At 63.4% G+C, this 23,560-nt stretch carries 14 protein-coding genes; 6 read left to right on the top strand and 8 right to left on the bottom strand.

All coding sequences use genetic code 11. The features are described from left to right. Positions 1 to 11: 11 nt before the first annotated feature. Together OU993_RS09600 and OU993_RS09595 are read right to left on the bottom strand one after the other, a co-directional pair. On the bottom strand, positions 12 to 2,378 hold the full coding sequence (locus tag OU993_RS09600) for a xanthine dehydrogenase family protein molybdopterin-binding subunit (RefSeq protein ID WP_268156546.1): 2,367 nt from the start codon (positions 2,376 to 2,378) through the stop codon (positions 12 to 14). Positions 2,379 to 2,498: 120 nt separating this feature from the next. Further along, entirely contained in the window at positions 2,499 to 2,990 is a 492-nt protein-coding gene (locus tag OU993_RS09595) for a (2Fe-2S)-binding protein (RefSeq protein ID WP_268156544.1), read from the bottom strand. A gap of 272 nt (positions 2,991 to 3,262) precedes the next feature. Here OU993_RS09595 and OU993_RS09590 point away from each other — a divergent pair, with 272 nt between their 5' ends. The 6 genes from OU993_RS09590 (at position 3,263) to OU993_RS09565 (ending at position 15,322) form a co-directional block, all read left to right on the top strand. Beyond that, on the top strand, positions 3,263 to 3,514 hold the full coding sequence (locus tag OU993_RS09590) for a YMGG-like glycine zipper-containing protein (protein ID WP_165216543.1): 252 nt from the start codon (positions 3,263 to 3,265) through the stop codon (positions 3,512 to 3,514). A 174-nt stretch (positions 3,515 to 3,688) separates the two neighbouring features. Then, positions 3,689 to 5,608 carry an autotransporter assembly complex protein TamA gene (locus tag OU993_RS09585; protein WP_268156541.1) on the top strand — a complete coding sequence of 640 codons (1,920 nt, stop codon included), beginning with the start codon at positions 3,689 to 3,691 and terminating at the stop codon, positions 5,606 to 5,608. A gap of 117 nt (positions 5,609 to 5,725) precedes the next feature. Then, positions 5,726 to 11,764, top strand: coding sequence for a translocation/assembly module TamB domain-containing protein (locus OU993_RS09580; RefSeq protein WP_268156539.1), 6,039 nt, complete (start codon positions 5,726 to 5,728; stop codon positions 11,762 to 11,764). Positions 11,765 to 12,112: 348 nt separating this feature from the next. Next, positions 12,113 to 13,861, top strand: coding sequence for a methyl-accepting chemotaxis protein (locus OU993_RS09575; RefSeq protein ID WP_268157639.1), 1,749 nt, complete (start codon positions 12,113 to 12,115; stop codon positions 13,859 to 13,861). After that, on the top strand, positions 13,861 to 14,340 hold the full coding sequence (locus OU993_RS09570; protein ID WP_268156537.1) for a chemotaxis protein CheW: 480 nt from the start codon (positions 13,861 to 13,863) through the stop codon (positions 14,338 to 14,340). Before OU993_RS09575 ends, OU993_RS09570 begins: the two co-directional genes overlap by 1 nt. Before the next feature lie 133 nt (positions 14,341 to 14,473). After that, positions 14,474 to 15,322, top strand: coding sequence for an asparaginase domain-containing protein (locus OU993_RS09565; RefSeq protein ID WP_268156535.1), 849 nt, complete (start codon positions 14,474 to 14,476; stop codon positions 15,320 to 15,322). 60 nt (positions 15,323 to 15,382) lie between these two features. Here the strand turns inward: OU993_RS09565 and OU993_RS09560 are convergent, their stop codons facing one another. The 6 genes from OU993_RS09560 to OU993_RS09535 all read right to left on the bottom strand — a co-directional run bounded on the left by OU993_RS09560 (position 15,383) and on the right by OU993_RS09535 (position 23,519). Next, complete coding sequence (locus OU993_RS09560; RefSeq protein ID WP_268156533.1) at positions 15,383 to 17,035, bottom strand: OFA family MFS transporter; 1,653 nt, start codon at positions 17,033 to 17,035, stop codon at positions 15,383 to 15,385. Between the two features lie 168 nt (positions 17,036 to 17,203). Beyond that, the gene (locus OU993_RS09555) at positions 17,204 to 17,548 is read right to left on the bottom strand and encodes a formate dehydrogenase subunit delta (protein WP_268156532.1); all 345 of its coding nucleotides are present in this window, start codon (positions 17,546 to 17,548) and stop codon (positions 17,204 to 17,206) included. Continuing rightward, a complete protein-coding gene (fdhD, locus tag OU993_RS09550) occupies positions 17,538 to 18,362 on the bottom strand; it encodes a formate dehydrogenase accessory sulfurtransferase FdhD (RefSeq protein WP_268156531.1) in 825 nt (274 codons plus the stop codon). The genes OU993_RS09555 and fdhD overlap by 11 nt, the downstream gene beginning before the upstream one ends. A 10-nt stretch (positions 18,363 to 18,372) precedes the next feature. Further along, positions 18,373 to 21,255 (bottom strand): formate dehydrogenase subunit alpha, encoded by a 2,883-nt coding sequence (fdhF, locus tag OU993_RS09545; protein ID WP_268156529.1) that lies wholly within the window; start codon positions 21,253 to 21,255, stop codon positions 18,373 to 18,375. 219 nt (positions 21,256 to 21,474) lie between these two features. Continuing rightward, entirely contained in the window at positions 21,475 to 23,043 is a 1,569-nt protein-coding gene (locus OU993_RS09540) for a formate dehydrogenase beta subunit (protein ID WP_268156527.1), read from the bottom strand. Then, on the bottom strand, positions 23,040 to 23,519 hold the full coding sequence (locus tag OU993_RS09535) for a formate dehydrogenase subunit gamma (protein WP_268156525.1): 480 nt from the start codon (positions 23,517 to 23,519) through the stop codon (positions 23,040 to 23,042). Before OU993_RS09535 ends, OU993_RS09540 begins: the two co-directional genes overlap by 4 nt. Positions 23,520 to 23,560: the final 41 nt, after the last annotated feature.

Below are 23,560 nucleotides of genomic sequence, written 5' to 3'. Positions count from 1 at the left end.
CTCCTCTTCCCTTATTCGGCGGCCATGCGCATGGAGGAGCCCTGCAGGGCGCTCCAGACTTTCAGCGGTGTGGCCGGCATGGTGAGATCATTGATGCCGATGGCATCGGTGATCGCATTGATGAGGGCCGGCGGCGAACCGATGGCGCCCGCCTCGCCACAGCCCTTGATGCCGAGTGGATTGCCGGGGCACGGCGTGTTCTGGTGCGACAGCGTGAACGACGGCAGGTCATCGGCGCGCGGCATGGCATAATCCATGTAGCTCGCCGTCAGGATCTGGCCCGTCGCCTCGTCGTAACGCACCTCTTCCAGCAGTGCCTGACCGATGCCCTGCGCAAGCCCGCCATGCACCTGGCCCTCGACGATCAGCGGGTTGATGATATTGCCGAAATCATCGGCCGCGACGAATTGCAGGATCTCGGTCTTGCCGGTTTCCGGATCGACCTCGACTTCTGCGATGTAGCAGCCGGCCGGGAAGGTGAAGTTGGACGGGTCGTAGAAGGCGCCCTCCTTCAGGCCCGGCTCCATGCCGGCCGGCAGGTTGTGCGCGGTATAGGCAGCGAGCGCCACCTGGAACCAGGGCAGGCTCTTGTCGGTGCCGGCCACCTTCAGTTCGCCGTTTTCGATGACGATGTCGCTTTCGTCCGCCTCCATCAGGTGGGCGGCGATCTTCTTCGCCTTCATCTCCACCTTGTCGAGCGCCTTGACGATGGCCGACATACCGACGGCACCGGAGCGGGAACCATAGGTGCCCATGCCCATCTGCACCTTGTCGGTGTCGCCATGCACGATGTTGACGCTGGCGATCGGCACGCCGAGGCGGTCTGCCACCAGCTGGGCAAAGGTGGTTTCATGGCCCTGGCCATGGCTGTGCGAACCGGTGAGCACTTCGATCGTGCCGACCGCATTGACCCGGACTTCTGCCGATTCCCACAGGCCGACGCCGGCGCCGAGCGAACCGACCGCCTGTGACGGGGCAATGCCGCAGGCCTCGATGTAGCAGCTCATGCCGATGCCGCGTTTTTTGCCGCGTGCTTCCGATTGCGCCCGGCGCGCCGGGAAACCGTCCCAATCCGCCGCCTGCATGGCAGCAGACAGCGAGGCTTCGTAGTCGCCGGCGTCATAATTCATGATGACGGGTGTCTGATAGGGGAAGGAGCGGATGAAGTTCTTGCGGCGAAGCTCCGCCGGCGAGATGCCGAGTTCGCGGGCAGCCGTTTCCATCGTCCGTTCCAGGAGATAGGTCGCTTCCGGCCGCCCGGCGCCGCGATAGGCATCGACCGGCACCGTATTGGTGTAGACGGTGCGGACATTGGCGTGGATGGCCGGGATGGCATATTGGCCAGACAGCAGCGTCGCATAGAGATAGGTCGGCACCGCCGACGAGAAGAGCGACATGTAGGCGCCGAGATTGGCGATGGTATCGACCTTCAGGCCGATGATGCGGTGGTCCTTGTCGAAGGCCATCTTCACCTTCGACACATGGTCGCGGCCATGCGCGTCCGTCAGGAAGGCTTCGGTACGGTCCGACGTCCATTTCACCGGCACGCCGGTCTTCTTCGATGCCCAGAGACAGACGATCTCTTCCGGATAGATGTAGATCTTCGACCCGAAACCGCCGCCGACATCCGGCGCGATGACGCGCAGCTTGTTTTCCGGCGCGACATTATAGAAGGCGCTCATCACCAGACGCGCCACATGCGGGTTCTGGCTGGTGGTGTAACAGGTGAAGTGATCCTCGGCGCTGTCATAGATGCCAAGCGTGGCGCGCGGCTCCATCGGGTTCGGCGACAGACGGTTGTTGTGGATCTCGATCTCGGTGACATGCGCCGCCGAGGCGATTGCCGCGTCGGTGGCCGCTCCGTCGCCGATCTGCCAGTCGAAGATCAGATTGCCCGGCGCTTCCGGGTGGATCTGCGGCGCGCCCTCGCCAAGAGCCGCGAGCGATGTGGTGACCGCCGGCAGTTCATCATAATCGACGACGACGGCTTCCGCCGCATCGCGCGCTTCGGCGGCCGTATCCGCCACGACGATTGCCACCGCATCACCGACATACCGTACGGTATCGACGGCGAGCGGACGCCAGGCACCCATCTTCATCGGCGAACCATCCTTGGAATGGATCATCCAGCCGCAGATGAGATTGCCGATGCCGTCGGCCTGCAACTGCTTGCCATCCAGCACGTCGATGACACCCGGCATGGCCTTCGCCGCGGATACATCGATGCCGGTGATCCTGGCATGTGCATGCGGGCTGCGGACAAAATATGCGAATTTCATACCCGGAACGATCATGTCGTCGGTGTAGCGGCCCTTGCCGGTCAGGAAGCGCTTGTCTTCCTTGCGGGCCACGCGTGCACCAATACCTTCCATGCCCATTTTCGTCTCCTCCAGAAACGAGCGAATAGTGAGTAGCGAATAGCGAATAGGGGAGTGAGAACGCGACGGGCCACGCAGCGGCCAACTATTCGCTATTCGCTACATCCTATTCGCTTCTGTCTATTCGGCGGCCTGCCTTGCGGCCCCGTGCATCTCTTCATTGGCCGACAGCACCGCCTTGACGATGTTGTGGTAGCCGGTGCACCGACAGATATTGCCTTCCAGCTCGTGGCGCACCGTCGCCTCGTCGAGCGCGCCGCCGTGGCGGGCGATCATATCGACGGCGGTCATCACCATGCCGGGCGTGCAGAAGCCGCATTGCAGGCCGTGATGCTGGTTGAAGGCCGCCTGCACCGGATGCAGTTCGCCCTGCGCGGCGATGCCCTCGATCGTCGTGACGGTGGAGCCGGAGGCCTGCACCGCCAGGATGGAACAGCTTTTGACAGACCTGCCATCCATGTGCACGACGCAGGCGCCGCACTGGGTGGTATCGCACCCCACATGCGTGCCGGTCAGGCCCAGCTTCTCCCGGATGAAGTGCACGAGCAGCGTGCGATCGTCGCACTCGCCCGACATCGTCCGGCCATTCACCGTCAACGTCACTTTCGCCATATTGTCCTCCCGTTTGCCTTCTCGAAAAAGGCCGTGTCTCCTCAAACACGAGCCGCATCATTTGCCTTTTTTGGCGGGGGATCAACAGATAGTTTTCGGGGAGCGACCAAATGTCAGGCCTGAAGATTTCCACTTTCTGAAGAGAATCAGTCGGTGCTGATATGGACTTCCCGAGGTCGGACCTTATTCTTGCCTGTATGCGGGGAGATGACACCCGGCCGCGTTCCAGCGGCTGAAGAGCGACGACAAGCGCGTGACAAGTGGAGAGAGTGATGAAAAAGGCTTTGGTGCTAGTGGTGGTCGGCCTGACGATGGCAGGTTGCACGCAGACGGAACGTGGCGCAGGCATTGGTGCCGGTACGGGCGCGGTCATTGGCGGTCTCGCAACGGGTAATGTCCGCGGCGCAGCAGTTGGTGCGGCCGTCGGTGGCGTCAGCGGTGCGCTGATCGGTTCCGTCGCCGAACAACCCGGCCAGTGCTATTATCGCGACCGTTACGGTCGCCGCTACATCGACAATTGCTGAGCCGAGGCAAGCGAATAGTCAACGAGAAGGCTCCGGCGATCCCACCGGGGCCTTTTCCTGCATCTGAGGCAGATGTGACACACCCTGCCCGTGCATTTTCGGTTACATTAGGATCAAGTGGAATGGGCATGACGCCCGCAGCGTGGGAACGGCACACTGAGTACGAGCGATGACATGCCCGAGCCGGAACGCGTTTCACCTCTCCGCAGGACCGGCCTTGTGGCAGCACTGGCCGCAAGCCTGCTGGCGCTGCCGCCGCTTGCCACCGAGGCACAGGCGCTGAAGCTCTTCGGGCTGACCCTGTTCGGCAGTGACGAAGAGGACGAAGCCGCCGACGTGATCGATCCCGTCCGCTATGAAGCCACCCTGAATACGCAGGGCGCCGAGGGCGAACTGCAGGAACGCCTGGAGACCGCGACCTCGCTCGTCAACGACGAGGAATTGCCGGTGTCGGGTGATCTCGGCCTCGTCGTCAAGGCGCGGGAGGACCGGGAGCGGCTGGTCGCCGTGCTTTACGAGGAAGCTCGTTACGGCGGCGTGGTGCGGATCAGCATTGCCGGCACCGATCTCGACCGCCTGCCGCCGAACCCGGTTTTCGATCATAACCAGCCCGTTCCCGTGACGGTCACCGTAGAGCCAGGCCCCGTCTTCACGCTTGGCCGTATCACGCTGGCCGGCGATGCCGCGCGGCTGGACGCTGCCACCTATGACCTCGAACCCGGCGGTTCCGCGGGATCGGTGAAGATCATCCAGGCCGGAGAGCGCATCGTGCGCGACCTCAAGGCCGAAGGACGGCCACTGGCGGAACTGACGGAACGCGCGGTTGTGGCGGACCATGCCAGCCGCACCGTGGACGTGACGATCTCCGCCCAAGCCGGTCCCGTGGCGCCGCTTGGCGAGGTTGCGGTGAAAGGGTCGCGGGCCGTCGATGCCGGTTTCATCCGCCGGTACTCCCGGCTGGACGAGAAGCAGCGTTATTCACCCGACCAGTTGCGCAAAGCCGGCGAAAGGCTTCGCGAACTCGGCGTCTTTTCCAGTGTCAGCATTCGTGAAGCGGGGGCTTTGGCACCGGATGGGACGCTGCCGCTCACCATCGAGGTGTCGGAAGGCAAGTTCCGTTATTTTGGCTTCGGCGCCGAATATTCCTCGATCGACGGGGCCGGCCTCTCCGGTTATTGGGGCCACCGCAACCTGTTCGGAAAGGCCGAGTCTCTCCGCATCGAAGGCAAGGTCTCCGGCATCGGCGCCACCACCGATTACACCACCTTCGATTATTCGGCCGGTATCTTCTTCACCAAACCGGGGATCTTCATGCCCCGCATGACACTGGATGCGAGCCTGGAGGGCGAACGGGAGACACCGGACGCCTATACGGCCAACACCATCAGCGCGAAGGCCCTGCTGTCTTACGAACTGAGCGACCAGGACATCATCAAGGGCGGCGGCGACATCTCCTGGAGCAAGACCGAGGACGCCTTCGGCAAAAACACCTACCTCACCTTTTCCATCCCGCTGTCGTTTGAACGGGATGCGCGCGACAACAAGCTGAACCCGACCGAAGGATACCGTGCAACGCTTGCCGCGCAACCGAGTTATGAGGCCTATGGCGGCTCCGTCTTCTCCTCCTTCGAAGGATCGGTCTCCGGTTATCTGGGTCTCGGCGAAGAGGATCGCCTGGTTCTTGCGGGACGTCTGGCCGCCGGCTCGCTCGTCGGAGCCGACCGCCTGCAGGACATCCCGACGACGAGGCGCTTCTTTGCCGGTGGCGGCGGCTCCGTGCGTGGTTATGCCTATCGGGAAATCTCGCCCTACACGGCAGAGAACGAGGCCACGGGCGGTCGCTCCTACATGACGGCCTCCTTCGAAGCGAGAGTGACCGTGACGGAAAAGGTTGGGATCGTTCCTTTTTTTGACATTGGCAGTGTTTCGGACGAAATCGTGCCCGATTTCTCCGATATCCGCATGGGCGCGGGCCTTGGCCTGCGTTACGCCACCCCGTTTGGTCCGCTGCGGCTCGATGTTGCTCTACCTTTGGATCGTTATAAAGGTGGCAGCGCATACGGCATCTATGCGGGCATCGGGCAGTCATTCTGATGTCGAAATGTAACGAAGATCAGGATAAATACGTCCGGCAGTTAGAAGGTTGAACCCGCGTTCATGTCATCATCCTCCCGCCCGAAGTCAGGGGTCGTCCGCATTGCGATAGCCGCGATGGCGCTCCTGCTCGTGGTGGCGCTGGGCTTCATTCTGTTCATCGGCTTTCTGCCGGCAGGCGGCCAACTGGCCGGCAGGCTGATCAGTTCGCTCGCGTCCGGCCCCGACAGAGGCGTGACGATCACGGCACCACGCGGTCTTTTGACCGGCAATCTGCAGGTGGAAAGCGTGGCCTTGTCCGACAGCCAGGGCGTCTATGCCCGGGCAGACGACATCACGGTCGACTGGTCGCCGCTGTCGCTTCTGCGCGGCACATTCCATGCTGACAGCATCCGGGTCGGAAACCTGACGGTCAACCGGGCTCCAGCCGCCGTCGACCAGCCACAGACGCAGGACCAGACCGCCTCCGGCAGCGGCTTTTCGCTTCCCGTGGCCGTCAAGGTCGAGAGGATCGACCTGCCGAACATCGACCTCCAGCGCGAACTGGCTGGACGCCCCTTCCAGCTGGCGGCGGAGGGAGCCGCCGATGCAACCGACGAGCGCGTGGCACTGCAGCTTTCGGCCAAACGCAAGGATGCGCCGAACGCGCTTGCCAAGACGGACCTCGTTTTCGCGCCCGCCCAGAACGAGCTGAAGCTGCAGGCGCTGATCTCCGAACCGCAGGGCGGCCTTCTGGCCCGTCTTCTGCACCTTCCGGGCGCGCCCTCGCTGGCGCTGGCGCTCGATGGCCGGGGTCCGCTGTCCAACTGGACGGGAGAACTGCGCGGTACGGTGGACGGCAAACCCGTCATCAGCATCGACGGCAAGCACGTCATCACGCCGCAGGCCGCCCACAGCATTCACATCGAAGGCGGCGGCCAGCTTGCCGAACTTCTGCCGCCGACGATCCGCCCGCTGTTCATCGGCCGCACCGATGTGATCGTGACGGCCAATATCGGCACGAACGGCCGGATCGAGATCAAGAACGGAACGCTGACCAACGGGGCGATGAAGCTTTCTGCGTCCGGTGCACTCGACCCCTCGGGCGACAACAGCCTGACCGGCAGCCTTGCCGCCGCCAATGGGCCGGTGCAGATCGAATGGCCGCTCAACGGACAGCCTGCGCGTTTTGCGCTCGACAACCTGAACTTCACCCTGACGGGGCCGGCCGAATCCTCCCGCTTCAATGCGACGGCGGCCCTTCGCACGGCAACGGTCGGCGGTGCGCGGCTGGGGCAGATCCGCCTTCAGGCGGAAAGCGAGGATCTGAACCTCGTGACCTATGCCGGCAGCGTTCGCACACGTCTGAGCGCAGCCCAGGCCGATTTCGACGAACCGAACCTCGACCGGCTGATCGACGGCCCGATCCGGCTTGACGCGCCGATCCGGCTCGCCATGCCGGCGATCGGCCTCGATGCGGCCACCTTCGAAAGCGCCAACCTTTCCGGCACGATCAGCGGCGCCTACAATCAGTCGAAACAATCGGTGACCGGCAATATCCGCCTGTCGCTCAATCCGGCCGGCCTGCCGGAAGCCGTGGGCCGCAACTTCAGCGAGTCGATCGGTCTCGAAGGTTACATCGACAGCATCATCGGCGGCCGGATGAGCCTCGAAAACATCGTGCTGAAGTCGAACGTGCTGGATGGCCACGGCAGCGTGGTTCTGGAAGGCGGCAAACTCGACGGGCAGCTCGCAGGCCGGATCGCCGATATCGCAAAGCTGCGCAAGGACGCCAAGGGGCCGGTCGGTTACGATCTGCGTGTCTCCGGCCCGCTCGATGCCATCACGCTGAAGGGCGTGCTGAACGCCGCAGAAATGCGCATCAGCGGCCATACGCTGCAGGCGCTGAGCACACAGGTTCAGGCCACCAACACCCCGGATGGGCTGAAGGGCACGGTCGTGGCAAGCGGAACGCTCGACGCCAAACCCATCCGTCTCGAAACCGCGATCAACCGGGTGAACGGCCAGTTGTCCCTTCCGCAGCTCGGTCTGGAGGCGGGACCCAATCGCCTGAGCGGCGCGCTTGATCTGTCGGAGGATTTTCTCCCGGCCGGGCAACTCACCTTCGACTTTCCCGATCTTGGCCTTCTGGCAGGCCTTGCCGGACAAAAGGCCGAGGGGAACCTGAAGGGCACCGTCACGCTGACCAATGCCGGTGACGTTGCGGCCGCCACCATCACGGCGAGCGGCCAGGCATTGACGGCACAGGGGGCCACACTCACCAACCCTGAGATCGATCTTGCCAGCACGGATCTTGCCGCCCTCAGGCTGCAGGGCACGCTTCGCGCCGACCAGCTGTCGGCCGGCGGCCAGACGCTGTCGGGAGTTGCCCTGTCGCTGGCGCAGGAGGGCAACCGGACGACGTTCGATCTCGCTGCTACCTATTCCAACGCACCGCTTGCACTTTCGGGAGCGCTGAACCGGACACCCGAGAGCGGCGATCTGACGCTGCGGCTCGACCGCTTCAGCGCCACACCCGGCGGCGTGGCCGTGCGGCTCTCCGAACCGGCCGACATTCGCCTGCGCGACGGCAACGTGGTTCTGGAGACGATCCGGCTCGCCGCAGGCGGTGGACAGGTCCTCCTGGAGGGCAGCGCCTCCGACCAGCTGAACCTCGCCATGCGCATCAACCGGCTGCCCGCAGCGCTCGCCAACGGTTTCGTGCCCGAACTCGGTGCCGAAGGAGAGATCGGCGGCGTCGTGACGGTGGGCGGACCGTCGACCAAGCCGGTCGTCCGCTACAGCCTCGCCTGGGAGGACGCGAAGGTGGCCCGGGCCGCAGAGATCGGCCCCTTCGGCCTGTCGCTTCGCGGGCGGTTCGAGACAGGTGTCGCGACGATCGACGCAGCGACCCTTGAGGGCGACGACGGCCTCTCCCTCCGTGCCTCCGGCACCGTTGCGACGGCCGATCCCGGTGCTCTTGATCTGACGGTCGATCTTGATGCCGTGCCGGCCGCCTTTGCCAACCGCTTCCGCCCACAATTGCAGGCCGAAGGCACCGTGTCCGGTATTGCCCGCATCGCCGGCAGCTTTGACGCGCCTCAGGTGCGTTTCGATCTTGCGCTGAAGGACGGCTCGACGGCGCAGACACGCAATGCCGGCCTTGCCGGGCTGACGGCAGATGCCATCGGCAGCTTTGAAAACAACACCGTTGCCGTGCAGCAGCTGACCATTGGCGGCGGCGATGGCATCTCCGCCCGCGCCAACGGCTCGCTGAACCTTGCAGGCGAGCGGCAACTCAACCTCAACGTCACCATCGACGCACTTCCGGCGAACCTGATCGACATCGCGCGGCCCGGGCTTGGCGCGGAAGGACGGCTGACCGGCACGGCCTCCGTCGCCGGCACGCTTGCCGCGCCACAGGCGGATTTCAATCTCACCTGGAACGACGGCTCGCTTGCCCAGACACGCAGCGCCGCGCTTGGCCCCCTGTCTCTGACAGCCAGCGGACGGTTTGCCGATCAGGTCCTGACATTAAATGAAGCACGCCTGAGCGGCCAGAACGGGCTTGCCATGACCGCAAACGGCACGGCCGGCCTTGCCGCGGGCGCACCGCTTTCCATCACTGCGACCTTCAATCAGCTGCCGGCATCGCTCGCCAACGTCGCAAGACCAGACCTTGCTGCCTCCGGCCTGCTGAACGGTTCGGTGACCGCAAGCGGCACACTTCAAGCACCGAATGTCGGTTATGACATCAGCCTGGCGGACGGCTCGACAGCGCAGACGCGCCAGGCAGGCGTGAACGCCATCGCTGCCCGTGCGCGCGGAACCTTTGCCCCCGGCCAACTGACGCTCGACGAAACGGTGATGAGCGATCCCTCCGGATTGTCGGTGACCGCAAACGGCCGGGTTCAGCTGGCGGACCAGCAACCGCCGTCCATCGATGTGAACGCCACGATCGCCGCACTTCCGGCAAACCTTGCCAATGCCTTCCTGCCGGATCTCGGCGCTGCCGGCATGATTTCGGGAACGGTGGCCTCGACCGGCGCGCCGGATGCGCCATCGACGCGCTTCGACCTCGCCTGGGCGGATGCCGGACTGAACCTCACCCGCAGCGCCGGCCTTGCCGGGCTTGCCGTGCGCACGCGCGGCTCTCTGGTGAACGGCACGCTGACGCTGGACGAGGCAAGCCTCGATGGCCCATCGGGTCTTTCGGCAACGGCAAGCGGCACCGTGGGGCTGACCGGCGAACGACCGCTCAACCTCACGGCACGGCTGCAGTCGGTCCCCGCCGATCTCGCCAATGCCTTCCTGCCCGGCATCCGCGCCGGCGGCACCATCACCGGCAATGCCGCGGTGACCGGCACGGTCGCGAGCCCCAACGCCACCTATGACCTGCAATGGGCGGACGGCGTCATCCAGCGCCAGGGCGATGCCGGCATCCGCGGCCTGAATCTGCGCAGCGCCGGCAGCTTCGCAGACAATCGGCTCACTCTGAGCGACACACGGCTGACGGGGCCGGAGGGACTGTCGGTGACCGCCAATGGCAGTGTCGCCTTCGGCGAGAACGGCCCGCAACCGAACCTGAACGCCGAGATCAACGCGCTACCGGCCCGCCTTGCCAACGCCGTTCAGCCCGGGCTCGATGCGGCGGGAACGATTTCCGGACGCGTCTCCGCGCTGCCGGCGAATGGCGCGGGTGGTGGGCGTTTCGACCTGCGATGGAACGGCGCCTCGCTTGCCCAGACGCGAAGCGCGGGCCTTGCACCCTTCGATATCACCGCCTCCGGCACGCTCGGCGGAGAACGTCTCGAGTTCGACACACGGCTTTCGGGCGCGAGCGGGCTGAACGTCACGGGGAACGGCCGCGTCGGGCTCTCGGGTGAGCGTCCGCTCGATGTCCGGGTCAACGGCACTCTGCCCTTTGCCCTTGCGGCAGCACAATTGTCCGGCCAGGGACTGGCGCTCGAGGGCAGCGCCACAGTGAACGTCGCGATCGGCGGGACTGCCGCAGCACCCGCGATCACCGGCACGGCCTCGACTTCCGGCGCGCAGCTGATCGATGTTCGGCGCAACCTGGCACTCAACGGCATCAGTGCCAATGTCACCTTCAACCGGGATTCGGCGACGATCTCCAATCTGACGGCCAATGTTTCCACCGGCGGCACCGTCTCGGTGCAGGGTTCGATCGGGCTGCGTGACGGTTACGCCGCCGATCTTCGCATCCTGCTCGACAATGCCACCTATGTGGACGGCAATCTGGTGACGGCCACCGTGAACGGAACGCTGAACCTCAACGGTCCGCTGATCCAGACGCCGACGCTTTCGGGCGAGATCGCCCTGGTACGCGCCAACATCACCGTGCCCGCCTCCCTGCCGGCATCCCTGGCGCAGATCGACGTGAAGCATGTCAATGCGCCGCCGGATGTGCGGGCGCTGCTCGCAAGCCTTGCACCGAAGGGCGGCAGCGGGACGAGCGCCGGCACCAATCTGGACCTGACGCTTCGGGCACCGAACGGGATCTTCGTGCGTGGCCGCGGCATCGACGCGGAGCTGGGCGGATCACTGACCATCCGCGGCACGACGGCAGCCCCCAATGTGGCGGGCGCCTTCGAGATGCGCCGGGGCCGTATCGTGATCCTGACCAAACGGCTGGACTTCACCACCGGCCGTATCACTTTCGGCGGCAGCCTGATCCCCGTTCTGGATCTTGCCGCCACCACGAGCTCCGGTCAGACAACGATCACCATCACGGTGACGGGTCAGGCCAACGATCCGGACATCGGCTTCAGCTCGTCACCCTCGCTGCCGCAGGACGAGATCCTGGCGCAGCTGATCTTCGGGCAGTCGCTGTCGCGGCTCTCTGCCCTGCAGATCGCCCAGTTGGCCGATGCGGTGGCACAACTGGCAGGTGGCGGCGACAATTCCCTGCTGCAGTCGCTGCGTTCCAGTCTGGGGGTGGACGATCTCGACATCAAGACCGACGAAGCGGGGCAGACGAGCGTCTCCATCGGGCGCCGGCTGAACAACCGCACCTATCTGCAGCTGGAACAGGGCGGCAGCGGCGGCGGCGCGCGGGCGACCATCAACCTCGACATCGGTCGGGGTGTAAAGCTCAAGGGATCCGCCGGCAGCGATGGCGGTTCGGGCGGAATATTCTACGAAAAAGAGTATTAGAGCGGACAGATACAGTCGCTCATCAACGAAATATTTGACAAACGACAAGATTGGGCAGGGTCAGGCCGGAAAGCCAGCCCGGACCAGATCACATCCATTGCGTGATTATGGACTTACACTGAACACTTCAGCGTGAGAATGTGTCTTGCTTTGATACAAAGCCGGAAAAGATCACCTTACTTGAACTCATTGCAGTTCGTTTTGACTTAAATTTAACGAGTTAGTCCTACTTTAGTGACCACTTGATAAGTTGACGCTGCGAACGCTGGGCGCCGCGGCTGGACGTTTTACAATGGAGAGGATGGATCCGTGAAATTCGCATTGAGCGGTATCAATGACGCCAAGAGCATGCTGGCCGCCATCGGGCGTTCTCAAGCCATCATCGAATTCAGCCCGACAGGGCAGATCATCACGGCCAACGAGAATTTCTGCAAGGCGCTTGGATATGATCTCGCCGAGATCAAGGGAAAAAGCCACAGCATGTTCTGTGAGCCCTCCTACGTCTCTTCCGAGGCCTACAGGGCCTTCTGGGCAAGGCTGGCACGCGGAGAATTCGATGCTGCGGAATATAAGCGCATCGGCAAGAATGGCAGGGAAATCTGGATCCAGGCCTCCTACAACCCGGTGATGTCCGGCGGCAGAGTGGTCAAGGTCGTCAAGATTGCAACCGACATCACCGCGGCCAAGCTGAAGGCTGCCGAAGACGCAGGCAAGCTGAATGCGATTTCGAGAACGCAGGCCATCATCGAATTCACGCCGAGCGGCGAGATCCTGACCGCCAACGAGAATTTCCTCTCCTGTCTCGGCTACAGCCTCTCGGAGATCCAGGGCAAACATCACAGCATGTTCTGCGATCCGAGCTTTACCGCAAGTGCAGAATACCGCACCTTCTGGAGCAGGCTCGCCGGCGGCGAACCCATTGCCGCCGAGTTCAAGCGCATCGGCAAGGGCGGCAAGGTGGCCTGGATCCAGGCCTCCTACAATCCGATCTTCAACGCGGACGGACGCGTCTTCAAGGTGGTGAAATTCGCCACCGACATCACCGAACGTGTGCGCGCCGTGGACGACATCGGCGAGGGTCTGGGCGCGCTTTCCGACGGTGATCTGACATACCGCATCGAGCGGCCCTTCATTCCTTCGCTGGAAAAGATCCGGACGGATTTCAACACGGCGCTCGAGAAGCTGCGCCAGGCCATGGAAAGCGTAGGACATAATTCGGAGGCCATCGCATCCGGATCCCAGCAGATCCGCGAGGCATCCGACAGCCTGTCGAAGCGCACCGAGCAACAGGCGGCCGCGGTGGAAGAAACCGCAGCAGCGCTCGACGAGATCACCCAGACCGTAGCCACCAGCGCGAAGCGCGCGGAAGAGGCGGGAGAGCTCGTCGCCCGGACCACAACCGGCGCCACACGTTCGGGCGAGGTTGTGTCCAATGCCATTTCCGCCATGGGCGAAATCGAACGCTCCGCCGGCGAGATCTCCAACATCATCTCGGTGATCGACGAGATTGCTTTCCAGACAAACCTTCTGGCGCTGAATGCGGGCGTTGAGGCAGCCCGCGCAGGTGAAGCCGGCAAGGGTTTTGCCGTCGTCGCCCAGGAAGTGCGTGAACTCGCCCAGCGGTCTGCCAAGGCGGCGAAGGAGATCAAGGCGCTGATCAACACCTCCGGCGAGCAGGTGAAGAAGGGCGTGGCGCTCGTTGACGAAACGGGCCGGGCACTGCAGGCGATCATCACCGAAGTGGGCGAGATCAACACCAATGTTCAGGCAATCGTGGAAGCCAGCCGCGAACAGTCCATCGGGCTGAAAGAGATCAACAATGCCATCAACCTGATGGACCAGAACACCCAGCAGAATGCGGCCATGGTGGAGGAAACCAACGCTGCAAGCCACGGACTTGCCAAGGAAGCGGGCGCACTGCGTGATCTCATCAGCCGATTCAGCTTTGGGAAACAATCTTCGTCTACTCTCCGAATCGCGCGACCCGATGCACGCCCCGTCGCATCCCCGGCTCGCTCACTCATGGCTAAGGTCGCACGCGCCAGCACCGGTGCAGCCGCCGCGGTCCAGGCATCGGAGAATTGGGAAGAATTTTGATGGCGACCACGATCAACACCACAAGCTTCAGCGGCGAAACGCTCGAGATCATTGCCTTTCGCCTTCACGATCAGGAATTCTGCGTGAAGACGACCACGATCCGTGAAATCCGCGGCTGGGCGCCGTCGACACCGATCCCGCATGCCCCGGCGGATGTGATTGGCGTGATGAACCTGCGCGGATCGGTCATCCCGATCATTGACCTCGCCTACAAGCTCGGCATGCGAAGCACGGTCGCCAATGAACGCTCCGCCATCGTTGTGGCGGAAGTCCACAACATGGTGATCGGCATGCTGGTGGACCGGGTCTCCGACATCCTGACGATCTCCTCCTCGCAGGTACAGCCGGTTCCGGAAGTCTCCGCCTCGTTCGACAAGTCCTTTTCGGAAGGCATCATCGCCACGGAAAATGGCATGATCTGCTTCCTGAACCTCTCCAAGATGTTCAAGGGCAGCGACCTGGAAGACCTGGCGGCCTGATCCGCCTGACGACGAGACAAACGCCATCGAGACCAAGGGCAGCCTGACCGCTGCCCTTTTGGCGTTTGAGCCTCCTGTTGATCTGCTGACAGGCTTCCAATAGGAAGCGGGCAGTTTCATCGAGGGAGAGACCATGCGCCTGCTTCTCATTCACACCGGCGGCACGATCGGCATGGCGGAAGGCACAAACGGGCTCGCACCGGTCGAGGGACTGGTGGAAGAGGCCGTCAAGACACGATTGCCGGACGGCCTCGCACTGGACATCCATGTCTTTTCACCGCTGCTCGACAGTGCCGATATCGGTCCCCGCCACTGGAACGAGATGCTGTCGGTCATCCGCGCCCATCCGGACCGGCCGGTGATCGTGACACACGGCACCGATACCATGGCCTATACCGGGGCGGCCCTCTCGCAGGCGCTGGCTGGCGAAGGCAGACGGGTTGTCTTGTGCGGCTCCATGCTGCCGCTTGGCCAGAACGGTGATGCCGAGGGCAATCTGTCGCTTGCCCTTCAGGCAGCGCTTCAACCTGGTGGGGGCGTGCACCTGGCCTTTGCCGGCAAGCTTTTGCCAGCCGCAGGCCTTGTCAAACATGACAGCCATGCCGCCGACAGTTTTCGCGCACAGCCGCAGGCAGAGCCCGTTTCGCCCAAAAGCGCGGAATTCGCGGAGGATCGCCGGCTTGCCATCCTGACGCTCTCGCCCGGCGTTCCGGCAAAGGCCTTGGAGGCGATGCTGGACCAGCTCGATGGCGCGGTGCTGCGGGTCTTCGGATCGGGAACCGCGATGTCGGATGCGGCAGTGCTTGCCGTGCTCCAGAATGCCGTCAGCAGCGGCAAGCGCCTGCGCGCCGTCAGCCAATGCGAGGCGGGCGGTCTCTCACCCGGAACCTATGCGGCCGGTGCCGGCCTCTGGAGCACCGGCATCGAAAATGGCGGCACGCAAACACCGGAAGCCGCCCTCATCCATCTCTGGCTGAACTGAAGGCCAGACGCAAAGAGCCGGCACAAAGGCCGGCTCTTGCACCATTCGGATCTCCGGTGATCAGCCGAAAATCGCCAGACTGTTCCTCAGCGTGACCCAGACACCCCACAGAAGCGGAATGCCGACGACCGCCCAGGCGAGTGCCGCCTTGGCATCGAGACCGCCCTTGCCGATGCCGAAGGAGCCGGTCGGGCCGGCATTGGCGGCAGCCGTTTTTGCCTGCAGCGATGCAACCTCTTCATCCGACATGTACCATTTGTCCGGAAGCGGCTTGACGAAGGCATTGGCCACCAGGCCGAGTGCCAGCATGCCGGCGAGGATATACATGGTGCTGGTATAAAGTGCCGGCCCCGGTGCAACGCCTGCCGCAATCTGCGCCTCGCGGATGTAGTTGACGACCACCGGCCCGACAATGCCGGCCGTTGCCCATGCTGTCAGCAGACGACCATGGATCGCCCCGACGAACTGCGTGCCGAAGATATCCGCCAGATAGGCCGGGATCGTTGCAAAGCCGCCGCCATACATCGACAGGATGATACCGAAGGCGAGAACGAAGAAGGCCTTGGAGCCCAGCATGGCCAGCGTGGGGGCCGCGGCATAAAGAAGGATGCCGAGGACAAAGAAGCAGAAATAGGTATTCTTGCGGCCGATCTTGTCGGACATCGAGGCCCAGAAGAAGCGGCCACCGATGTTAAAGAGCGAGAGCAGGCCGGTGAAACCGGCGGCAATCGCCGCGATCTGCGCCTTCTGACCCGCATCGAGCTGCGCGAAGGCGACGCCCGGCAGACCGATCAGAGAACCGGCGAAGATTTCCTGCAGCATGGGCGAAGCCATGCCGATGACGCCGATGCCGGCGGACACGTTGAGGCAGAGCACGGCCCAGATCAGCCAGAACTGCGGTGTCTTGTGGGCGTCACGCAGATGCACATGGCGATGGGTGATCATGGTGCTCTTGGCCGCCGGCGGCGTCCAGCCTTCCGGGCGCCAGCCGGCCGGTGGGATGCGGTAACCAAAGGCGCCGCCCATCATGAAAACGAAGTAGACCAGCGCCATCACCACGAAGGTCTGCCAGACTCCGACGGAGGTGTCCGTCTTGAAGGTGTTCATCAGCAGGTTTGCCAGCGGCGCGCCGATCATCGCACCACCGCCAAAACCCATGATGGCCATGCCGGTTGCCATGCCACGACGGTCCGGGAACCACTTGATGAGGGTCGAGACCGGCGAGATATAACCAAGGCCGAGGCCAACGCCGCCGATGACACCGGCACCCAGCCACATCAGCCAGAGCTGGTGGGACATGACGCCAAGTGCGGCAACCAGAATGCCACCGCACCAGCAGCAGGCGGACACGAAACCGGCCTTGCGCGGCCCCACCCGCTCCAGCCAGCCGCCCCAGATGGCTGCCGAGCAGCCGAGCAGGACGAAGAACAGCGTATAGATCCAGCCGAGATCCGCCACGCGCCAGTTGCAGGCGGTGGTGAACAGCGCGCCGGCCAGCGTCAGGCCGGAGCAGCTCGGATCCGCATTCGGAATGGCGCGGCTCAACGGCAGCCAGAACACGCTGAAGCCATAGGCCATGCCGATACACAAATGAATGGCGAGCGCCGCCGGCGGCACAAGCCAGCGATTGAAACCGGGTCTGGCGATAATTCGCTCTCGATCGAGGATGCCGACGCCTGTCAGATCCCCACCACTTACGCCTGCAACTGCCATTGACAATGCCTCCCTCTTGGAATGTCAGGACAATAAATATCTCTGCCCGTTCCCGTGACGGGAGCGGGATGAAAGGTTTTTTAGTGACCGGCAACTTTTGGTCGTCGGCCTCCGCTTACGCATCGGATTGATCTTTCACCGGTTGCGGTTTCCCGAAATCGGCATCGATCACACTGCACCGGCCGGAACGCTTTGTTCCGACAGGGATTCGCCAGCAGCCGGGCCCTTGCCGCCCGGCGCTCCCCTTGCCGCGTCCGCCCCAAGCCCGACCGCATTGGTGGTTGGGTTGCCCGGACGCTTGATCTTGTTCGAGGCCGCAATCACCAGCGGCAGGAAACCGCCGATACCGGCATCGATCATCTCGAAGAACCGGCGGCGCATCCGTGGTTCCCAGAATTTGTTGATGTGGGTCGCAACACCATCCACCCGCACCGCTTCCGGCTGCGAGGCAAAGAACGTGGCGATCTGGTTTGCCATGCGGACGAGCTTTTCGTCGGTATGATCAAGCGACATGACTGGTCTCTCCCGTCGTCAGACGATCAGGCCTGGTGAACACTTCAAATTCATCCCCGCGGGCAATGCCGATCAGCGTGATGCCGGCCCGTTCCGCCGTTTCGATCGCAAGCGCCGTGGGCGCCGAGATCGCAATCAGATAAGGGCAACCGAGCAGCGTCGTCTTCTGCACCATCTCCACCGACAGCCGGCTGGTGACGACCACCGCCCCCTCGCCTGCCGTGAGCGAGGCGCGGAGCACCGCGCCGACCAGTTTGTCGAGCGCATTGTGGCGGCCGACATCCTCGCGGATTGCAAAAAGACCCTTGCCCGGCCGATAGAAGCCCGCACCATGCACCGCCCGGGTTTCCCGGTTCAGCACCTGGCCATCGGCGAGAAGCCGGGTGGCTTCCGCCACCATGGCCGGTCTCAGCACAAAACGGGCATCCGGCACCTTGGCCACGTCGCGTGCCGCCTGCTCAATCGATTCGATGCCGCAGAGGCCACAACCGACGGGGCCCGCCATACGACGGCGACGCGCGGTGAGCGCATCGGCGGTCGCATCCCTCAGGCTGATCTGCACATCGATACCGGCACCGGCCTCGACCGGTTCAACGTCGAGAATGTCCGCGGCCGAGGTGATGATCTCCTCGGCCAGCGAAAAACCATAGGCGAAATCGATCAAATCGGACGGTGTTGCCATCATAACCGCATGGGTCGAGCCGCCGTAGGAGAGCGCAATCGGCACCTCTTCCGGCACGATGCGATGGCCTTGTGCCATCTGCCCCTGCCGGAAGCGCCATTCCTGAACCGTACGGCTTTGGCTTTCCGTCATCACCTCGTCCTTACTCCGCCGCTTCCAGTTTGCCGACGATACGGCGGGAGCGGCGGCTGAGTTCCTCATAATCCTCCTGCCAGTCCGTCGGGCCGTTGGAGGGCGAAATCTGCACGGCCGTCACCTTGTATTCCGGACAGTTGGTCGCCCAGTCGGAGAAATCCGTGGTGATGACGTTCGCCTGCGTGTTCGGGTGGTGGAAGGTGGTGTAAACCACGCCCGGCGCCACACGATCGGTGATCAGCGCCCGAAGCGTCGTTTCGCCAGCGCGGCTGGCAAGCTTCACCCAGTCACCATCCTTGATGCCACGCTGTTCGGCATCGTGCGGATGGATTTCCAGCCGGTCCTCCTCGTGCCAGACGACATTCTCCGTGCGGCGCGTCTGCGCGCCGACATTGTACTGGCTGAGAATGCGGCCGGTGGTGAGCAGCAGCGGGAAACGCGGGCCGGTGCGTTCGTCGGCCGCCACATATTCCGTGCGGATAAACTTACCCTTGCCACGCACGAAGCCATCGACATGCATGATCGGCGAGCCATTGGGGAATTTTTCGTTGCAGGGCCACTGCACCGAACCCTTTTCCTCCAGATAGGCATAGGACACGCCGGCAAAGCTTGGCGTGGTCGCGGCAATTTCGTCCATGATCTCAGACGGATGCGTGTAAGCCCAGGCAAGGCCCATGGCCTGCGCCAGCTTCTGGGTCACTTCCCAATCCGCATAACCGTTCTTTGGCGTCATGACCTTGCGCACGCGATTGATGCGGCGCTCGGCATTGGTGAAGGTCCCGTCCTTTTCCAGGAAGGTGGAGCCCGGCAGGAAGACATGCGCGTAATTGGCTGTCTCGTTGAGGAAAAGGTCGTGCACGACAACGCATTCCATCGCCGCCAGACCGGCGGAGACATGTTTGGTGTCCGGGTCGGACTGGAGAATGTCTTCGCCCTGGATGTAGATGCCCTTGAACGAACCGTCGACGGCGGCATCCAGCATGTTGGGAATACGAAGCCCCGGTTCGTTGTTGAGCGTCACACCCCAGAGTTTCTCGAAGGTTTCGCGCGTCGCATCATCCGAGATGTGGCGGTAACCCGGCAGTTCGTGCGGGAAGGAACCCATGTCGCAGGAGCCCTGCACATTGTTCTGGCCGCGCAGCGGGTTCACGCCAACGCCCGGCCGGCCGATATTGCCGGTGGCCATGGCAAGGTTGGCAATCGCCATGACCGTGGTCGAGCCCTGGCTGTGTTCGGTGACGCCAAGACCGTAATAGATCGCGCCATTGCCGCCCTTGGCGAACAGACGGGCGGCCCCGCGCAGCTCCTCTGCCGGAACGCCGGTGAATTTTTCCGTCTCTTCCGGCGAATGCTGCGGTTCGGCGACGAAGGCCGCCCAGTCCTCGAATTCCGACCAGTCGCAGCGGGTGCGGATGAAGGCCTCGTCGAAAAGGCCCTCGGTGACGATGACATGCGCGAGGGCCGTCAGCACCGCGACATTGGTGCCGGGCTTCAGCGGCAGATGGAAGGCCGCTTCCACATGCGGGGTGCGGACCAGATCGATGCGGCGCGGATCGATGACGATCAGCTTCGCGCCCTGGCGCAGCCGCTTCTTCAGCCGCGAGCCGAAGACCGGGTGGCCATCGGTCGGATTGGCGCCGATCACCAGCACCACGTCGGAATGTTCGACGCTGTCAAAATTCTGCGTGCCGGCAGAGGTGCCGAAGGCCTGGCCGAGACCGTAGCCGGTCGGCGAATGGCAGACGCGGGCGCAGGTATCGACATTGTTGTTGCCGAAACCGGCGCGGATCAGCTTCTGCACGAGATAGGTTTCTTCATTCGTGCAGCGCGACGAGGTGATGCCGCCGATCGATTCCCGGCCATACTGGTACTGGATCCGGCGGAATTCCGAGGCGACATGCGCAAAGGCCTCTTCCCAGGTGACTTCGCGCCAGGGATCGGAGATCTTCTCGCGGATCATCGGATTGAGGATCCGGTCCTTGTGGCTTGCGTAACCGTAGGCGAACCGACCCTTGACGCAGGAATGGCCGCGATTGGCCTGGCCATCCTTCCACGGCACCATACGCACCAGCTCTTCGCCGCGCATTTCCGCCTTGAAGGAACAGCCGACGCCGCAATAGGCGCAGGTGGTGACGGCCGAATGTTCCGGCTGACCGATCTCGATGACGGACTTTTCCGTCAATGTGGCCGTCGGGCAGGCCTGCACGCAGGCGCCGCAGGAGACACATTCGGATTCCAGAAAGGCCTCGTGCGCGCCGGGCGAGACGCGGCTGTCGAAACCACGGCCCTCGATGGTGAGCGCAAACGTGCCCTGCACCTCTTCGCAGGCCCGCACGCAGCGCGAACAGACGATGCATTTCGACGGATCATAGGTGAAATAAGGATTGCTCTCGTCCTTCGGCATCCACTGCGCATTGATGGTGCCGGTGGCGGAGCGCGCCTTCACATGGTTGTCGCCCTCATAACCATAACGCACATCGCGCAAGCCCACGGCGCCCGCCATGTCCTGCAGCTCGCAATCGCCATTGGCGGCACAGGTCAGGCAGTCGAGCGGATGGTCGGAGATATAAAGCTCCATCACACCCTTGCGGATCTGCTTCAGCCGTTCCGTCTGGGTGTGGACGACGAGGCCGGGGGCAACCGGCGTGGTGCAGGAGGCGGGCGTGCCGTTGCGGCCCTCCACCTCGATGAGACAGAGGCGGCAGGAGCCGAAGGCATCCACCATGTCGGTGGCGCAGAGTTTCGGCACCTGGATGCCGGCCTCCATCGAGGCGCGCATGATCGAGGTGCCGGCCGGTACGGTCACTTCGCGACCATCGATGGTGAGCGTCACGAGTTCGGCGGATTTCGAAGCGGGCGTGCCATAGTCGATTTCAGGAACGAGGGGCATGGAGGGCCTCCTGTTTGAACGATGAATTCGTAAGCGAGGCTGTGTGCCCCTCATCCCCCTGCCGGGACCTTCTCCCCGCAGGCGGGGAGAAGGGGAGCGCCGCGACGTCGCAGCGTCCCTCAACGGCAGAGATACCCGGGCGGGCGGCGGCAATCGCGTCCCCTCTCCCCGCCTGCGGGGAGAGGGTTAGGGTGAGGGGCTTGTGCACGACCTGTTTTGTCATTCCGCAGCCTCCCGAACAGGTGCCGGGGCAAAATCCTCCGGGAAATGCGTCATGGCGCTCATGACCGGATAGGGGGTGAAACCGCCCAGCGCGCAGAGCGAGCCGAACTTCATGGTGTTGCAGAGATCTTCCAGCAGCACCTTGTTCTTCTCCGGCTCGATGCCGCGGGCGATCCTGTCGACCACTTCGATGCCGCGGGTGGAGCCGATGCGGCAGGGCGTGCACTTGCCGCAGCTTTCGACCGTACAGAATTCCATGGCAAACCGCGCCTGGTTCAGCATGTCGACGGTCTCGTCAAACACCACGATGCCCGCATGACCGATGAGACCACCGGCCGCCGTGAAGGATTCGTAATCGAAGATGGTGTCGAACAGCGACGGCGGGAAATAGGCACCAAGCGGCCCACCGACCTGCACCGCCTTGACCGGTCGCCCGGAGATGGTGCCGCCACCGATCTCGTTGATCAACTGGCCGAGCGGCAGGCCGAAGGCCGTCTCATAAAGTCCGCCGTGCTTCAGGTTGCCGGCGAGCTGGATCGGGATCGTGCCATGCGACCGGCCAACGCCGAAATCGCGATAAAATTGGGCGCCGCGGTCCATGATGACGGGGATCGTGGCGAGCGACATGACATTGTTGACGACGGTCGGTTTGCCGAACAGGCCCTGCAGTGCCGGAAGCGGCGGCTTGGCACGCACGATACCGCGCTTGCCTTCCAGGCTGTTCAAAAGCGAGGTTTCCTCGCCGCAGACATAGGCACCGGCGCCCATGCGGACTTCCATGTCAAACGCGTAAGCCGAACCCAACACGGACGGACCGAGGATCCCTTCACGCCGGGCAATTGCGATCGCCTCGTCCATGATGGCGATCGCATGCGGATATTCGGAACGTGTATAGACATAACCCTTCGTGGCGCCAACCGCGATGCCGGCAATCACCATGCCTTCGATCAGCACGAAGGGGTCGCCCTCCATGATCATCCGGTCGGCAAAGGTGCCGCTGTCGCCCTCATCGGCATTGCAGACGATGTATTTCTGGTCGGCCTGTGCATCGGCCACCGTCTTCCACTTGATGCCGGTCGGAAAGCCCGCGCCGCCGCGGCCACGCAGGCCGCTCTCGGTGACCTGCTTCACGATCTCGGCCGGCGCCATGGCAATCGCTGTTTCCAGTCCTTTCAGGCCCTGGTAATGGCGGTAATCCTCGAGCGACAGCGGATCTGTCACGCCACAGCGCGCAAAGGTCAGCCGGGTCTGCCCCTTGAGGAACGGGATTTCTTTGGTCAGGCCATGGCCGAGCGGATGCGCGCCGCCAGTCAGAAAGCCGGCATCAAACAGGGAAGGCACATCTTTCGGCGTCACCGGACCATAGGCCACGCGCCCCTGCCCGGTGCGCACCTCGACCAGCACTTCCAGCCACAACATGCCGCGCGAACCGTTGCGCACGACCTGAACATAGAGATTGCGGGCCTTCGCCTCGCGCTCGATGGCCGCCGCCACCTTGTCGGCACCGACGGCAAGCGCTGCCGCATCCCGGGGAACGAAAACAGTGATGGTTTCGGTCACGCTCATGCCCGCACCTCCGCCACGATGTCGTTCAGACAGTCTTCGTCCAGACGCGCATACAGTTCGCCATCCAGCATAGCAGCCGGCGCCTGCGCGCAGAGGCCGAGACAGAAGACCGGTTCCAGCGTGATAGCCCCATCGGCGGTCGTTTCATGCCAGTCGATACCGAGTTTCGCCTTCGCCTTTTCCGCCAGAGACTCGCAGCCCATCGACTGGCAAGCCTCGGCGCGACAGAGCTTCAGAGTGTGTCGGCCGGCCGGATGATCGCGGAAATCATGGTAGAAGGTCACCACGCCATGCACCTCGGCGCGCGACAGATTCAGCGCCTCGGCAATGATCTGTTTGGCACTTTCCGGAATATAGCCAAACTCCTCCTGCACCTTGTGCAGGATCGGCAGCATCGGCCCTTCCAAGTGACGACAGTGATCGATGATTTCAGAAATTCGGGTTGCTTCCTGGGTGGCAACCGCTCGGATGTTCATGGTCAGTCCTCCCAAACCGACGCAAGGCAAGCTGCGTTGTG

Source organism: Rhizobium sp. SL86 (assembly GCF_026672545.1).
GTDB lineage: Bacteria > Pseudomonadota > Alphaproteobacteria > Rhizobiales > Rhizobiaceae > Neorhizobium.
Note: the sequence above shows the minus strand (reverse complement) of the source record. Positions and strands in the feature narration are given on the sequence as shown.

What these genes read in the sequence shown, in the direction of transcription:
- OU993_RS09595 (WP_268156544.1), bottom strand. Translation starts at nt 2,990, where the DNA reads ATGGCGAAAGTGACGTTGACGGTGAATGGCCGGACGATGTCGGGCGAG.
- OU993_RS09565 (WP_268156535.1), top strand. Translation starts at nt 14,474, where the DNA reads ATGCGCCTGCTTCTCATTCACACCGGCGGCACGATCGGCATGGCGGAA.
- OU993_RS09570 (WP_268156537.1), top strand. Translation starts at nt 13,861, where the DNA reads ATGGCGACCACGATCAACACCACAAGCTTCAGCGGCGAAACGCTCGAG.
- OU993_RS09535 (WP_268156525.1), bottom strand. Translation starts at nt 23,519, where the DNA reads ATGAACATCCGAGCGGTTGCCACCCAGGAAGCAACCCGAATTTCTGAA.
- OU993_RS09555 (WP_268156532.1), bottom strand. Translation starts at nt 17,548, where the DNA reads ATGTCGCTTGATCATACCGACGAAAAGCTCGTCCGCATGGCAAACCAG.
- OU993_RS09580 (WP_268156539.1), top strand. Translation starts at nt 5,726, where the DNA reads ATGGCGCTCCTGCTCGTGGTGGCGCTGGGCTTCATTCTGTTCATCGGC.
- OU993_RS09540 (WP_268156527.1), bottom strand. Translation starts at nt 23,043, where the DNA reads ATGAGCGTGACCGAAACCATCACTGTTTTCGTTCCCCGGGATGCGGCA.
- fdhF (WP_268156529.1), bottom strand. Translation starts at nt 21,255, where the DNA reads ATGCCCCTCGTTCCTGAAATCGACTATGGCACGCCCGCTTCGAAATCC.
- OU993_RS09560 (WP_268156533.1), bottom strand. Translation starts at nt 17,035, where the DNA reads ATGGCAGTTGCAGGCGTAAGTGGTGGGGATCTGACAGGCGTCGGCATC.
- OU993_RS09600 (WP_268156546.1), bottom strand. Translation starts at nt 2,378, where the DNA reads ATGGGCATGGAAGGTATTGGTGCACGCGTGGCCCGCAAGGAAGACAAG.
- OU993_RS09590 (WP_165216543.1), top strand. Translation starts at nt 3,263, where the DNA reads ATGAAAAAGGCTTTGGTGCTAGTGGTGGTCGGCCTGACGATGGCAGGT.
- OU993_RS09575 (WP_268157639.1), top strand. Translation starts at nt 12,113, where the DNA reads ATGCTGGCCGCCATCGGGCGTTCTCAAGCCATCATCGAATTCAGCCCG.
- fdhD (WP_268156531.1), bottom strand. Translation starts at nt 18,362, where the DNA reads ATGACGGAAAGCCAAAGCCGTACGGTTCAGGAATGGCGCTTCCGGCAG.
- OU993_RS09585 (WP_268156541.1), top strand. Translation starts at nt 3,689, where the DNA reads ATGCCCGAGCCGGAACGCGTTTCACCTCTCCGCAGGACCGGCCTTGTG.